This is a genomic window from Actinocorallia herbida, from assembly GCF_003751225.1.
Taxonomy (GTDB): Bacteria; Actinomycetota; Actinomycetes; order Streptosporangiales; family Streptosporangiaceae; genus Actinocorallia; species Actinocorallia herbida.
This window is the reverse complement of sequence record NZ_RJKE01000001.1, coordinates 7946554-7960459: the sequence shown is the minus strand read 5'-3', so window position 1 is coordinate 7960459 and position 13906 is coordinate 7946554. Positions and strand designations below refer to the sequence as shown.

General features: G+C 72.3%; 12 protein-coding genes. 6 read left to right on the top strand and 6 right to left on the bottom strand.

The genetic code is table 11. The features are described 5' to 3' along the window. The 3 genes from EDD29_RS36145 (at window position 1) to EDD29_RS47885 (ending at window position 7069) form a co-directional block, all read left to right on the top strand. Window positions 1-1002: an ATP-binding cassette domain-containing protein gene (locus tag EDD29_RS36145; protein WP_123670898.1), complete on the top strand. Its 1002-nt coding sequence runs from the start codon at window positions 1-3 to the stop codon at window positions 1000-1002. Between the two features lie 154 nt (window positions 1003-1156). Then, window positions 1157-1939 carry an ABC transporter permease gene (locus tag EDD29_RS36140; protein ID WP_123668708.1) on the top strand — a complete coding sequence of 261 codons (783 nt, stop codon included), beginning with the start codon at window positions 1157-1159 and terminating at the stop codon, window positions 1937-1939. Between the two features lie 276 nt (window positions 1940-2215). Then, window positions 2216-7069, top strand: coding sequence for a DNA-binding protein (locus EDD29_RS47885; protein ID WP_123668707.1), 4854 nt, complete (start codon window positions 2216-2218; stop codon window positions 7067-7069). A 124-nt stretch (window positions 7070-7193) separates the two neighbouring features. On the opposite strand, the gene EDD29_RS36130 is transcribed toward EDD29_RS47885, so the two are convergent. Continuing rightward, window positions 7194-7340: a DUF397 domain-containing protein gene (locus tag EDD29_RS36130; RefSeq protein ID WP_342774462.1), complete on the bottom strand. Its 147-nt coding sequence runs from the start codon at window positions 7338-7340 to the stop codon at window positions 7194-7196. Further along, the gene (locus EDD29_RS36125) at window positions 7334-8188 is read right to left on the bottom strand and encodes a helix-turn-helix domain-containing protein (RefSeq protein ID WP_170201713.1); all 855 of its coding nucleotides are present in this window, start codon (window positions 8186-8188) and stop codon (window positions 7334-7336) included. Before EDD29_RS36125 ends, EDD29_RS36130 begins: the two co-directional genes overlap by 7 nt. 121 nt (window positions 8189-8309) lie before the next feature. On the opposite strand from EDD29_RS36125, the gene EDD29_RS36120 reads away from it, so the two are divergent. From EDD29_RS36120 to EDD29_RS36110, 3 genes are all read left to right on the top strand, one after another. Then, complete coding sequence (locus EDD29_RS36120) at window positions 8310-8795, top strand: ATP-binding protein (protein ID WP_148086213.1); 486 nt, start codon at window positions 8310-8312, stop codon at window positions 8793-8795. A gap of 72 nt (window positions 8796-8867) precedes the next feature. Then, window positions 8868-10178: an AAA family ATPase gene (locus EDD29_RS36115; RefSeq protein WP_123668703.1), complete on the top strand. Its 1311-nt coding sequence runs from the start codon at window positions 8868-8870 to the stop codon at window positions 10176-10178. Then, window positions 10168-10761 carry an RloB family protein gene (locus EDD29_RS36110; RefSeq protein WP_123668702.1) on the top strand — a complete coding sequence of 198 codons (594 nt, stop codon included), beginning with the start codon at window positions 10168-10170 and terminating at the stop codon, window positions 10759-10761. The genes EDD29_RS36115 and EDD29_RS36110 overlap by 11 nt, the downstream gene beginning before the upstream one ends. Here the strand turns inward: EDD29_RS36110 and EDD29_RS36105 are convergent. The 4 genes from EDD29_RS36105 to EDD29_RS36090 form a co-directional block, all read right to left on the bottom strand. After that, window positions 10754-11803 (bottom strand): hypothetical protein, encoded by a 1050-nt coding sequence (locus tag EDD29_RS36105; protein WP_123668701.1) that lies wholly within the window; start codon window positions 11801-11803, stop codon window positions 10754-10756. The genes EDD29_RS36110 and EDD29_RS36105 overlap by 8 nt on opposite strands. A 252-nt stretch (window positions 11804-12055) precedes the next feature. Further along, on the bottom strand, window positions 12056-12406 hold the full coding sequence (locus EDD29_RS36100; protein WP_123668700.1) for a helix-turn-helix domain-containing protein: 351 nt from the start codon (window positions 12404-12406) through the stop codon (window positions 12056-12058). Window positions 12407-12408: 2 nt separating this feature from the next. Beyond that, window positions 12409-12633, bottom strand: coding sequence for a hypothetical protein (locus EDD29_RS36095; RefSeq protein WP_123668699.1), 225 nt, complete (start codon window positions 12631-12633; stop codon window positions 12409-12411). Between the two features lie 101 nt (window positions 12634-12734). Then, on the bottom strand, window positions 12735-13751 hold the full coding sequence (locus tag EDD29_RS36090; RefSeq protein WP_123668698.1) for an LLM class flavin-dependent oxidoreductase: 1017 nt from the start codon (window positions 13749-13751) through the stop codon (window positions 12735-12737). Window positions 13752-13906: the final 155 nt, after the last annotated feature.

Sequence of the window (13906 nt, the reverse complement as noted above, 5' to 3'; positions counted from 1 at the left end):
ATCATCACGGCGCGGGGACTGGCCAAGACCTTCACGGTGGCGCGCGCCCCCGTCACCGCCGTCGCGGGGCTCGACCTCGACGTCGCCGAAGGGGAGCTGCTGGCGTTCCTCGGCCCGAACGGGGCGGGTAAATCCACCACGATCAAGATGCTGACCACGCTGCTGCCCGCGACGTCCGGTACGGCCCGGGTCGCCGGGCACGACATCGCCGCCGAGCGCGCCGCGGTGCGCCGCGCGATCGGCTACGTCGGGCAGGGCGACAGCGCGGGCCACAACCAGCGGGTCCGCGACGAGCTGCTCAGCCAGGGCGCGTTCTACGGCCTCAGTGGCAAGGACGCCGCCCGCAGGGCCGAGGAGCTGATCGACTCGCTCGACCTCACGGCCCTCGCGCGGCGGCCGGTGTCGGGGCTGAGCGGCGGCCAGAAGCGCCGGCTGGACATCGCCCTCGGGCTGATCCACCGGCCGCGCGTGCTCTTCCTGGACGAGCCGTCGACCGGCCTCGACCCGCAGAGCCGCGCGAACCTGTGGGCGCACATCCAGGACCTGCGCCGCTCCCACGGGACCACGGTCTTCCTCACCACCCACTACCTGGAGGAGGCCGACCAGTACGCCGAACGCGTCCTGGTGATGGACCACGGCCGCGTCATCGCCGACGACACCGCCGACCGCCTCAAGGCCGACCTCGCCGGCGACACCCTCACCCTCGGCTTCGCCACCTCGGCCGACGCCGACACCGCGACGCCCGTCGTCGCCCGTCTCACCTCTCGCACCCCCGAACGCCTGGACCCCCGCACCCTCCGGTGCGCGGCCGACTCCGGGCCGACCCTCGTCCCGGAGCTCACCCGCGCCCTGGACGCCGCCGCCGCGCCCCCGCAACGCGTCTCCCTCCGCGAACCCACCCTCGACGACGTCTTCCTCGCCCTGACGGGCCGCACCCTCCGCGAGACCACGGCCTCCGCCCCCACCCCGACGTCCGAACCCGCTTCCGTCCCCACCGGATGACGTCCCGCGCCGCAGGACGGGCGCCGCTCGGCGAGTGTCCCCCGGGCGCCGGGCAGCGGCGTCGAAATGTCCCGAGTGGCGCGCCTGAGGGTCGTTGTTCAGTGTTCTCCGTTTTCGGCGCCGCTGCGGCGGCGCCCGGTCCGAAGGAGTCGTCATGTCCGTTGCCTCTGTTCCCCTGCTGCGGGAGCGGCCCGTCAGGGACACGTGGCACGTGTTCGTGCGGGAGTTGCGGCCGGTGCTGCGGGACCCGTTCTCGCTGATCTTCAGCCTGCTGCAGCCGCTGGTGTTCCTCGGGCTGTTCGGGCCCCTGCTCGTCGGGTCGGCGGGCGGTCCCGCCGCCGACACGCTGGTCTGGTTCGTGCCGGGCATCCTGGTGATGACCGTGCTGTTCGGCGCCGGGGCGACCGGCGCGAACCTGCTCTTCGAGGCGCAGACCGGATCGCACGAGCGCACGCTGGTCGCGCCGATCGCCCGGTCGGCCCTCCTGGTCGGCCGCGCGCTGAAGGAGATCGCGCCGATCATCGTGCAGTCCCTGCTGATCGTCGCCGTGGCCCTGCCCTTCGGCTACCGCGCCGACCCGCTGGGCCTGATCGCGGGCCTCGCCCTCCTCGCCGTCTTCGGCATCGGCCTGGGCAGCCTCAGCTACGCGCTCGCCCTGGCCAGCCGCAAGAAGGACTGGATGTTCTGGGCCGTCCAGCAGTCCCTCATCTTCCCCCTCATGATCCTCTCCGGCATGCTCCTCCCCCTGGACGACGGCCCGGCCTGGATGCGCTCCGCCGCCTCCATCAACCCCATCAGCCACATCGTCACCGCCGAACGCACCCTCCTCGCCGGCGACCTCCTCACCGCAGAAGTCCTCTACGGCTTCGCCGCCGCGCTGGCCTTGGCCGCCCTGGGCCTCACCATCGGCATCCGCGCCATGCGCCGCCAATCCTGACCCGTGCCTCCGCGCCGTTCCGCCGGTCCCGCCCCGTCCCCCTGACCGGGGACGACGTCCTCCCCGCTCTCACCGGAAGGATCCGCGCCCTCGAACTGTCGGTGCGGGCCGCTAGATTCCGGCCAAGGTCACGCCGCGGAAGAGACGCCGCGGTTCGGCGCGCCGAAGTCCCCCCGCCCTGGAGCCGCCGTGCCCGGCCTCGGAGAGATCTTCGAGGTCCCTGGTCATGGCTGCGAGCGGCCCCGCACAGCGGGCCGCCGCGCGAGGGGAGAAGCAGTGAACGAGGCCATCGAAGGCCCGTCCGGGGCCGGGGGAGCCGCGCAGTTCCTGAGGGCGGGCGCTTATCTGCACCCGGACACCGCCGACCCCGGCGAGGGCGTGCCGGTCACCGCCCGCGCCTACCGGCGGCCCGGTCTTCCCGGCCGCACCGTCGTCAGGCTGGTTCCGGCGGAGACCGGCGCGGCCGAGGACGCCGCGGCGGCCTTCCACGGCCTAGAGCTCTCCGGTCCCGCCGAGGTCGTCGGGTTCGGGGCGGGCCGGAGCGTGGCTTTCCCCGAATGGGTGCTGGTCCACCATCCCGGGGACGGGCCGAGGGCGCTGGCCCTGCTGCCGGAGATCGACCGGCTGTCCCGGCTGGCGCCCACCCGGCCGCGCGCCGCACTCGACGGCTTCACCGAACTCGGCGCGCGGATCGCCGCGTCGCTGCCCCACTTCCTGCCGACGTTCTTCGAACGGGCGGCGAGGGAGTTCCTCGCCGCCGGGCAGCCCGGCTGCGCGGCCCGCATGTTCACCGCGGCCCGCAAGGCCGAGGACGTCCACGGCCTGCCCATCGACCGGAACAGGGTGGACGACGTCTTCCTGGAGTTCGCCCTGGAAGGCGTGCTGCCGGCGACGTCCCTCCGGCAGTACTCCAGGGAACTGGCTCTGCGCCTGCCCCCGGACGAGGCGCTGGCGAGGTTCCTGCGGCTCCTCTCACGCCGGACGGCCGGCGGGCTGCCTCCCACCGCGTCGGTCGCGCCGAGCCTGCGCGGGCTGGCGCAGGCCGCGTCCGGGGACGCCGGGCGGATCGAGCGGGAGCACCTCGCCGAGATGCTGGCGCAGCCGGCCACCGCGCTCGCCGCGGAGAGCTGGTGGAAGACCCACCGAACCGCCCTCAAGGCCCTGGCCGGCGAACGTCCCGGGATCCGCCGCGTCCTGCTGGACCTGACCCCGGCAGCCCTCGCGCACCTCGTCTCACCGCTCCGGTCGGATGCCGTGCAGGGCGTGGTGGAGTTCTGGATCGGGCTGCTTGAGGAGACCGGAGCGGCCGGGCTGCTCGCCGACGACGCCGGCGCCGCGCTCCCGGAAGGGGGCGCGCTCGGCCTCCTGGAATGCCTGCTGAAGGCGCGCGGGAACGACCACCGCGATGCCTCACGGCGGCTGATGGCGCTGGAGACCCTGGTCATCCGGATGAAGGGCCGGCTGAAGACCGAGCTCGCGGAGCGGGGCACGCCGCTGGCCGTCCCGAAGAGCGCCGATCTGCTCGACCTGCTGCTGGCCCTCGACCTGCCGGTCGCGGACCCGGGGACCGCCTACCGGCTGAACCTGGACGGCTGGGCCACGGGCGCGGACCGCCGCGACCTCGCCGCGCTCTGCGCCGACCCCCGTTTCGCCGCGGCACTGCGCTCGTCGATCCGCTGGCCGGGCGCGAAGCTCGCCGGTGTGCTCTGCACCACGCCTCCGCTGCGCCCCCACCTCAGGGCCTACGGCGCGTGGCGGGCAATGCGCGTCGCGAAGGCGGGGCCGCCCACCCTGCGCGGAGAACTCAAGGAGCTGCGCGATCTTCCCGCCGGGATCACGCGGATCGCCGCGGCCGAGGTGCGCGCCGCGCTGCCGCCGGACCTCGCGGAGCTGCTGGCCAGGACCCTGCGCGGCGGCCTGTTCGCCGAGTTGTCCTGGCCCGCCCTCGACGACGCCGTCGCGGAACTCTTCCCCGAGGGGTACCTGGGCGCCCCGACGGCCGCCGAGGAATGGCCCTACCTGGTCGTGGCGTACGACCGGCGCGCGATGGTGCTGGACGGCTCCGGCGTCGTCCTCGACCACGGGCTGCGGGTGCCCGCCCGCCACCTCACCCTCGGCTTCCGCTACGTGGACGGGGAACTGCTCGTGCACTGGGAGGCCGGTGACGGCCTGGTCCACGGGTACTGGCACACCCGCCCCGACGAGGTCCTGGAACTGGAAGGGGAGCGGCCCAACCGCGTCTACCTGAGCGGTCCGTGGCGACCTCCTCGGATCAGCCTGGAGACGCCCGGGGGCGGGCGGATGACGGGGACCGCGGTGATCCGCCGCGGCGAGCCGCGCGCCCCCGGCGGCGCGGAACTCGTCTCCGACGGCACGGCCTGGTGGGCGCGCCTCCCCTCGGAAGACGGGCCCGGCTGGCACAGGCTCGATCCGCGCACCGGGCGGGCCGCGAGGCCGGGCATGCCGGGCTTCTTCGCCGAGCCGGGCGCGGCCTTCCTCGGCGGCTTCCTCGCGCCTTTCCCGGGCTTCGGCTCGACCCCGGTGGGCGCGGTCGTGGACGGCCTGGTCGGGCAGCGGACCGTCCGGCTGCCCGACGGCACCGCGCGCGGCGAGGACCTCGCGGGGAACGCCACCCCGGCGCTGGCCGGATACGACACCCTGTGGCCGCTGCGCGTGCCCGGCGACGACCTGCCGCGTGCGCTCGCCCGCGTCGGCGAGGGAGACCGCGCCACCTATCGGCTGATCGGCCCCGACGGGTTCGTGCTCGCCGACACCGCCCGGCCGGGAACGCTCAATAAGGGGTTCCGGTTGCCGCCCGCGCACTACTGGGTGTACGTCAGGCCGCGTGACCCGCGCGGTTCGCAGGCGCTGCGCCGAGCGGGCAGGGAACTCGCCGAGCGCCTCCTGGAGGGGCCGGAGGAGACCACCGTGGAAAGGGTGCGCGCGGCCCTGCCTGAGGTGGGCGACACCGCGCTGATCGAGGCCGTCGCGGGCGTGGTCGTCGCGGTGGCGGACCTCGCGCCCGACCTGGAGGAGACGCGGCGGTCCGTCGCCTCGGTGCTCGGTCCGCCCGTCCCCGTTCCCGCACCCGCCCCGCTCGCCGAGCGCCCCTCCTCGCCTCAGGACATCGACGTGTTCCGCGCGGTGGACGGCCTGCGCGAGGACCAGAGCGGCCGCTGGTTCGGCCGGCCGACGACCGAGACCGCGCACCTGCTGTGGAAGCTCGCCGGGCTCCGGGCCGGAGTGTACGAGGGGCACGACGGTGCGGGCGGCGTTCCCCGGGTGGAACTGCCCGTCCAGGACCTCGACCTGGTCCGGGTGCCCGAGGCGCTAGCGGCCTTCACGCTGCTCGCCGTGTCCGGGATCGTCCCGGAGAAGATCCGGGAGACCCTGCGCGAACTGCTCGCCCTGCTCGACGGCGCGGGCCTGGCCGCGGCCGAGCCGGACGCCTGGCGGCTGTTCCGGCTGCGGCCGAAGGGGGACGCGGGCTCTTCGAACCTCCGCCGCGGATACCAGGGACCGGACGGGGCCTTCTTCGCCGTCGTGGGGCAGGAGCGGGGGGATCGCACGGCTCCGGAAGAGTTCTGGGCGGTCTGCCACGACCCGTCCGGCGCGTTCGACCCGCCCGGGGAGTTCGAGGTCCTGAGGGTGCTGCCCTACGCCGAAGGCACGGCGGACGTCCCGGTCGCGGCGGCGCTCGCGGTGCTCGGCGCGCGGGGGCCCGCGCCGTGGCGGACAGGCCCCGCCGCGGAGTTCGCGCGCCTGACCGGGGTCACGCCGACGATGGCCGGCCTCGTGGTGTCCGGACTGATCGGGCTCTCGGCGAGCACGCACTCCGCGCTTCCCGACGAGGTGCGCAAGACCCTCGGGCTCAAGGTCGCCGAGACCGCCGCGGCCCAGGCGCACCTGCGGACCCTGCCCGGGAAGGTGCGCCGCGCGCTCGTGGGGGCGCTGCTGCCCGCCGAACCCGCGCTGCTGTGGAGCCGGGGTCCGGACGTCGCGGCGGCCGCCGAGGTGTGGAACCGCGCGGTGCCGCGGCGCACTACCGTGCCCGAGCACCTGCTCGTCGAGGCGGACAAGGTGTTCGGATCCGAGGCCGGAGCGCACGGCCACCTGCGCGCCGTGCTAGACCCGGCGGGCTCCCCGCACCTCTCCCGGGACCTGGAGTTCACGCCGCGCGGCTACGGTTTCGAGCCCGCCGAGAGGGAGGGCTTCACCGCGGGCGTGCTGGCGTCTTCGGTGCGGACCCTGGCCTGGCTGGCGCACCGCCTGCCCGCAGGCGATCGGCTGCGCGCGCTGCTGCCGGAGGGGCTCGCGGCGGTGCGCGAGCGCCTGGCGCACCCCGGGCTCGTCCTGGGCCTCCCGGACGAGATCGACACCGCGGACTTCGGGAAGGCGGCGGGCGCCCCCGACGAGGAGGGCGACGGCTGGGCGCGGTACGGCGCGGTCCTGCTCAAGACCGGGGTCTCCCGCTACCGCCCCGGGATCCTCGCCGCGCGTCTCGCCGAGGATCCCGCGGACCTCCGGCTGCCCCTGCTGCGGAGGGCTCCCGATCTGCCGCACGCCGCCGAGATCGCCTTCCGGACGGCGCGGGACGAGTGCTTCGCGGCGCTGCTCACGGATCCGGGCGACCCCGCCGAAGGGGGGCGGCTCAAGGACGGCACCTGGTATCCGCAGGACCCGTCGCGGTCCGCGCCGGAGGTCGTGGCCGAGGCCGCCGAGCGGTTCGGCATCTCACCGGACGCGGCCGCGGTGTACCTCATGCTGCTGGCGATGCCCGACCCGACCGACCGCGACACCGCCCGCTGGACCGGCTGGACGCCCGCCAGGCTGCGCGAGGCCCGCACCGAACTCGCCGCCACCGACCTCGTCACGATGGCCCGCCGCCCGAAGGCGGGGCGGATGCTCTTCCTGCCCTGCCCGTGGCCGGAGGCGCGCGCCCCCCGCATCCCGATGGAGACCTGGAAACACGACCTCCACCCCTTCTCCGCCCGCGGCACCGCCCCCCTCACCGCCGTGGTGCCCACCGAACCCGCCCCCGACCTGTACCGCCGCGCCTGGCGCCGCATCACCGAAGGAGACCTGCCCCGCTTCGAAGCCGAGATCCCACGCCGCCCACCGACCGGCTGAACCCCTGTCGGGGCCCCGGACGAGTCTCGGCGGGGAAAGCGAGCAGCCGCCAGAGGACAGGCCGGTGCCGCTGTTTCGTTTCGCGAGGGTCCCGTCGTGCCTGAGGGACCCTCGCGGGGGATGGTCAGGGCCGGTGCTTGACCTCGTGCAGGAGGCCCGTGAAGGCTCGTCGGCCCAGGGCCAGGTGGCCGGAGGCCGGGTGCTTGGAGTCGCGGACGCCGATGGCGTCGGGAAGCCGCGCGAGTTCCACACAGGCGTTGTCGTTCACCATTCCGCTGTGGGAACTCTTCCGCCACTCTGTACGCATCGGTACCACTCCAGCTTCCGCTCGATGAGGGCGCAGGTGTCACGTTCGGACAGCGCCTTTTGGCTGATCCGCTCGTAATCTATGACAACCTCCCGGACTTCGGCAGGGCTCTCGATCAGGCGTCCTCCACGGTAGGCACCGGCGTAGGCGATGTCCCGACCCTTCATGCTGATGACGCGGAAGGCGCCGTCGGTGCCCAGGTGCGCACCCGCCGACTTGGGGATGACGCGCGTGCAGACGTTGGCTCTTTCGGCGAGGCACAGCAGGTATTCGAGCTGGGTGATCAGCGTGCTGACGCCCCCTACCTCCAGTTCGAGTGCGGCTTCGTCCAGGAGGGCCCAAACATAGGGTGGGTCGGCACGTTCGAGGATGAGGTCCCTGCGCAGGATCCGCGACTTCAGCTCGGTCTCGCGGTCGCCCAGGCTGTGTTCCGAGACCAGGCTCCTGGTGTAGAGATCGGTCTGCAACGGCATCGGGATGCCCTGCCCGGCGTAGACGCGGATGATGGAGGACGTGGCCTCGTACTGGGTGTACTGGCGGAACCAGTCGGGGTCGTGGCCGAGGCGGGCGAAGTAGAGCACCAGCTCCAGGGTGCGGCCGGTGCCGTAGCGGGCGTCGAGGATCTTGACCTGGTCCTCGTTGATGCGGGCTCGGCCCGCCTCGATGTTGCAGACGGTGCTGCGGGCGGCGTGGATGAGCCGGCCGACCTGGGTGAGGCTGAGGCCGTGGCGTTCGCGCTGGGCGCGCAGCTCGTAGGCGAGCCAGGACCACAGGGAGTTCTCGGGATCGAGGGGCGCTCGGACGACGGGCACGGCACCTCCGCTGTTTCGAATCGGCGCTTGTCCGGCTTCAACCTAACCTTCTCCCGCCATTGTCAAGGGTGTTCCGGTCGAGAAATCCACCGCCGGTGGAAAAGTCACCCGAAGGGGTCCGATGATTCACGCCACCTCCTCTGAGCTGCGCATGGAGCTGCCCGCGTCGCCCGCCGCGAGCGGCCTGGCCCGCACTCTCGTCGAACAGCGCCTAGCAAAATGGGACATTCTCGGCATTCGCGATGACGTGCTGCTCGTGGTCGCGGAATTCGTGACCAACGCCTGCGCCGAGACACCCTTCAAGGCGATCGCGATCAATCTCATCCGCGAGCCCGCATCCGTTCTCGTCGAGGTCTGGGACGGCGGCGCGGGCCGTCCCCGGCTGCGCGCGCAGTCCCCGCTCACCCTGGACGCGCTGGACGCCGTCCCCGACGAGGCCCACTGGGACCACGGCGGCGGCTGGGGCCTGCCCCTGGTCCAGGCCCTCAGCACCGCCTGCGGCACCCGCGAGGACCCGGCCGGCGGCAAGTGGGTCTGGTCCCGCCTCGCCACCCCCGCACCACGAGTTCCGTCCGATCCGGGGACTTCCAGGCCTTCCCGAGCATAAGGTGGGGCCACCTGTGTGAGATTTCCACAGGAAATCGGGTAGGTCTTCAACAGGAGCCAGTGAGGAGGGCCAATGCTGCTGAGTTTCCGCGCGAGCAACCACAGGTCGCTGGCCGCAGAGCAGCAGGTGCTGCTCACCCCCGTCTACGCCGCCGAGGGCCCGGACGAGGAGGAGTGGGACGCCGTGCCCGTCGCGGGGATCTTCGGACCCAACGCCTCGGGTAAGTCCAACGTCCTGGACGCCCTGCTCTACATGCGGCGCATGGTCCGCGACTCTCTTCAGGACAGCGAGCCCGGACGCGGCCCGATCCGGCACCCCTACGCACTGGATCCCGCGGCCCGGCGCGAGCCGTCGTCCTTCGTGGTGGACCTCCTCCTGGGCCGCCGCAGGAACGACGACGAGCTCTTCTCCGAGCCCGGCGTCCGCCACGAGTACGGCTTCACCCTCGACGACGACCAGATCGTGGAGGAGTGGCTGTACTCCTATCCGCACAAGCAGCGGCGCAAGGTGTTCCACCGCCAAGGTGACGTCTACGACTGGGGATCGCACAGCTTCAAGGAGCTGAAGTCCGTCGCCGACATCGTCGAGACCAACGTGCTGTTCCTCTCGGTTGCGGCGAGATCCAGGCAGGGCCAGGCCGAGATCGCGCAGGTCTACGACTGGTTCACGCACCGCCTGTCGGCCCGTCGCCCCATGGGCACCCTGTCGCAGCAGCAGCTGGGCGCGCTGCTCGGCCGGTCCGGCGACGCCTACCTCTCCTGGCTCAACGGCCTGCTCCGGGCCGCCGACACCGGCATCGAGGACACCGAGCTGGTCGAGGAGAGCGAAGAGGAGTTCGAGCTGCGGCGGGCGATGCTCTCCGAATCCTCCTCCCGGAAAGCCAGGCCGGAACGGACCGTCCTCTTCCGCCACCGGGGTGAGCACGGCACGGTCCCGCTAGGCGTCTTCGACGAGTCCACCGGCACCCAGTCGCTCATCGCCCTCAGCAACCCCGTCTTCACGGCGCTGCGGCGCGGCGACACCCTGATCGTCGACGAGCTCGACGCCAGCCTGCACCCGTACCTCTCGGCCCACCTGATCGGGCTGTTCCAGAGCGCGAAGACCAACCCGCTCGCCGCCCAGCTGGTCTTCAGCACCCACGATGCCGCGCTGCTCGGGAAGATCCAAGGTGCCGAGGTACTGCGCCGCGACCAGATCTGGTTCACCGAGAAGGACGAGTGCGGCCGCACTGAGCTGTTCCCGCTCACCGACTTCAAACCGCGCAAGGACGAGAACCGCGAGCTGCGCTACCTCGCGGGCCGCTACGGCGCGGTCCCGACCATCACCGACGACCTCGTCCTCGCCACGCTGGCCGAGAGGGGACCCGACCTCGATGACGCGTGACCCCGCACGCCGCCCCCGCCGCGACGCCAGCCGCCCCACCGACCTGCGCCGCCGCTCGGCGGGAGCCCGCCAGGAGCACCCGCGCTACCTGGTGCTCGGCGAGGGCCCCACGGAGAAGAACTACTTCGACGGTTTCAAACGGCGTGGTCTCAACCTGATCGTCAAGGACGGCGGCGACGACCACCGCGCGGTCGCACGCCGTGCGGTGGAGGCCACCAGGGAGGACTACGATGCGGTGTGGTGCGTCTTGGACACCGAGCTGGACTCCGCGCTCGTCGCCGACCTCCAGGAGATCGTCGCGGGCCACGATGTGCGCCTGGCCTTGTCCGCGCCGTGCTTCGAGGTGTGGCTCCTGCTGCACAAGCGCAAGTGGACAAGACCGCTGCACAGCGCGGACGCCGCGGGGCGCGAGCTGAGACAGCTCATGCCGCAGTGGCGCAAGGGCGCCGGCACCCGGCACGCGGACTTCGTCAAGCACATCGACACGGCGATCACCGAGGCCAAGCGGCTCGACCCGACGGGCCGTGACCACGGGAAGAACCCGTCCACCAACGTATGGCAGCTCGTGGAGCTGATCAGGTGAGCTGCTGCGCGTAGTGGAGCACCGCGCCCGTCGTCGTGAAGACGCGGTACCCGGCCCAATCGAGCCCGCTCCTGGTGGACTCCTCCAGCTCGAAGATCAGTACGATCGGATCATCGTCGAGGTCTGTTCGCAGGCCGTCCGGCCAGTGGGCGTCCGCGACCGGGAGCCCCGGAACGGAGCTCAGCTCCGACTGCTGCTGAGGCCGGTTGAAGCCCAGCTCCACCAGCTCGTCGGAGAGCCGACGGAGCTCTGGGTCCTCCTCATCCTTGGACTGCGCGCGCTCCAGCGGAGCGGGTCGCTCCCGGCCGGTGAGCAGCTCGTACAGGAAGGCGTTCGCCGCCGGAGCGAGCAACTCCCGCCGCGCCGCGAGGAAGTCCGGATACCGCTCGGCGCTCCACAGCTCGGGATCGGCCGGGATCCACTGCGAGGTGAGCGCCTCGGCGGACGCCTCGCCCAGGAGCGCGGAAACCGTGGTCCCCGGCGCGGGAGGAGCGCCGAACCAGTAGTTGGCGATGGCGTTCGTCTCCGAACGGCCGTATCCGTTGAGCGAAGCTTTGGGGAAGACATGCTGGACCGCCTGCCCTGGGCCCGCAGGCTTGCCTGTCCGCAGATCCCTGATGTCGCGGACCCGGGCGAGCATGTACAAGACGGGGAAGAACCGGGAACCGGGGGTGGCCGCCGCGAAGTCCTCGGGCGTCACCTCCAGGTTTCCGCCTCGCGAGTGCTTCAGCTCCTCGATCAGCCCGTCGAGCCCGCTCGTCCTGACCGTGTCGTAGTCGCGGGTGAGTACCGTCTCGACCGAGCTGGCGAACCGCCCCCACATGCCGGTCTGCACGTACCAGTAGAGCATCCGGTCGCGCTGCTCGTCATCGGCGAACGTCCCGCCGTTGAGGTGCAGGAACCGGCACGCCACCGTGATCGCGTAGTGGCCCAGCAGCACCCTTCCGTAGTCCAGGCCCAGCCGGGTGGAGACCGCGTCCAGGAAGGTGTCGATGTAGCCGACGGTCAGTTCCAGAGCGCGGCGGACGTCGGCGACGTCCACGTACTCCAGCGCGGAGAACGGGGCGCGGCCGGTGACGACGGCGTTGACGCAGCGCAGCAGCCAGTCGAGGTCGAAACGGTCGTAGCCCGCGGCGGTCCAGCGGTCCAGCGGTCCAGGTGGTCCTGCATGACCTTGCGGGCCTCCGGCCAGGACGCGCAGATCGTCGCCAGCGCGAGGTCGCCCGAAGAGAGCTCGGTGCCGAGGGCGGGGGCGGAGGCGTTCGGCGGTGTTGTGGCCAGGCCGGGCCGGTTCTCAGGCCGCGGTGCCCGTGGGCCGGTGGCTGACGGGAAGCCGCATCGTACGGTTCCCGAAGTCGGCGACCAGGTCGAGGTGGCCGCCGAGGGCTTCCACGTATTTGGCGATGACGTCGATGGAGGTGACCTCGCCATGCTCGATCTGGGAGACGCGCGCGGTGCTCAGGCCCATGATCGCCGCCAGGGCCCGCTGGGTGACACCCGCATGCCTGCGGGCTTCTGCGAGCTGGTGCCCGCGCGCCTCGGCCAGAAGCTGACGCGCGCCCGCCTCGATCTCCGCTGGAAGGACGCCGGCGTCGTGAAGCTCCTGTTCCAGGCTTTCCCAGTCCTGCGGAGTGCGCCGAGGCATGATCACGTCTCCTCTTCGGCGGTGTAGGCGATGTAGAGCTGTTCGGCCAGCGGGCGATCGACGAGGGGCCTGCCCAGAGTCGGGCCTTCTTCGCGTAGTGCCGCGACTGCTTGGGCCACCTGCGTGGCGGAGGCGAGGTCCTCCTTGACCAGGCCACGGAACCACAGGGCGTACTCTGCCGGTGGTCGTGGAAAACGGACGGGGTAATGAGCCCGTTCCGGAGGCATGGGCGGGCGGCGTGGCGACAGGACACCACCGCGCAGCACAGGCGCACTGGTGGCACGTCACGGATCATCGCGGAAGAAATGTCCGGGTTGCCAGTGTCTGACTACGGCATCGTTGGGGACCAGCCGAGGGCTGGGGCTAGGCGTTCGGCGGTGTCGGTGAGGATCTGGACGTAGTCGTCTTGGGCGAAGGTGAAGGGGAGGGCGAAGGCGACCTCTTCGACTTCGGCGAAGGCGGGGTCGGCGGCTAGGCGGTCGGCGATCTCGGTGGAGGTGCCTACGAGGTCGGGGGCGAACATCACGCGGGCGGGGCCCTGGGGTTCCCTCGTGCGGGGGGTGCGGGTCTCGGCGTAGGCGGCGTACTTGGCGCGCTGCTCTGAGGTCGCGGAGTCGGTGGGGATCACGACCAGGCCCTGGGAGACCCGGGCGGACTCGCCGTCCGGGTGGGCGGCGCGGAACGCCTGGATGTGGGAGAGCTGGATCTCCTGGAAGTCCTCGGACTCCTCGGCGCGCACGACGTTGGAGGTGAGGAAGTTCATGCCGTTCGCACCGGCCCAGCGGGCCGAGTGCAGGCCGCCTCCGCCGTACCACAGGCGGGAGGCGAGGCCGGGGGAGTGCGGCTGGACGCGGTCGGCGAACACGTCGAACCCCTCGGTCCCGGCCGTGCCGAGCGGGCGCTCTCCGCGGATGAGGTCGAGCAGGCGGGCGACCCGGCCGTATCCGAAGTCCTCGGCCTCCGCGGTGTCCGGGTACAGCGCCTCCTTGACGGTGTCCCACCGCATCGGCGGACCGACGCTGACGCCCGGGTTCAGCCGCCCGCCGGACAGGACGTCCACGGTGGCGAGGTCCTCGGCCAGCCGCAGCGGGTTCTCCCAGCCGAGGGGGATCACCGCCGTGCCGAGTTCGATCCGGCTCGTCCGCTGGGAGGCGGCCGCGAGCACCGCCACCGGCGAGGAGATCCCGTACTGCAGGTGCCGGTGCCGCACCCACGCGGTGTCGAACCCGAGCCGTTCGCCCAGTTCGATGATCTCCAGGGTCGTCTCGTGGCCGCGCGCCGGGTCGCTCCCGTCGAACAGCCCGATCGTCAGGAATCCCAGTTTCCGCAGCTTGCGCCCGCTCATTTCCCGGCCTCTCCGCCCCGCGACGTGCACGGCGGACCCCGAGATCCGCCCGATCACGATTCTGCCACCGGAGGCCGCCCGAAGATTTTTTCGGCTGTGGATAACCCACCAGATGGCAAAGGAGGCGGGCGGAGCGGGGAAAAGCAGATGAGCCC

What these genes read in the sequence shown, in the direction of transcription:
- EDD29_RS36130 (WP_342774462.1), bottom strand. Translation starts at nt 7,340, where the DNA reads ATGGTGAACGACAACGCCTGTGTGGAACTCGCGCGGCTTCCCGACGCC.
- EDD29_RS36120 (WP_148086213.1), top strand. Translation starts at nt 8,310, where the DNA reads ATGATTCACGCCACCTCCTCTGAGCTGCGCATGGAGCTGCCCGCGTCG.
- EDD29_RS36100 (WP_123668700.1), bottom strand. Translation starts at nt 12,406, where the DNA reads ATGCCTCGGCGCACTCCGCAGGACTGGGAAAGCCTGGAACAGGAGCTT.
- EDD29_RS36090 (WP_123668698.1), bottom strand. Translation starts at nt 13,751, where the DNA reads ATGAGCGGGCGCAAGCTGCGGAAACTGGGATTCCTGACGATCGGGCTG.
- EDD29_RS36115 (WP_123668703.1), top strand. Translation starts at nt 8,868, where the DNA reads ATGCTGCTGAGTTTCCGCGCGAGCAACCACAGGTCGCTGGCCGCAGAG.
- EDD29_RS36110 (WP_123668702.1), top strand. Translation starts at nt 10,168, where the DNA reads ATGACGCGTGACCCCGCACGCCGCCCCCGCCGCGACGCCAGCCGCCCC.
- EDD29_RS36095 (WP_123668699.1), bottom strand. Translation starts at nt 12,633, where the DNA reads ATGCCTCCGGAACGGGCTCATTACCCCGTCCGTTTTCCACGACCACCG.
- EDD29_RS36140 (WP_123668708.1), top strand. Translation starts at nt 1,157, where the DNA reads ATGTCCGTTGCCTCTGTTCCCCTGCTGCGGGAGCGGCCCGTCAGGGAC.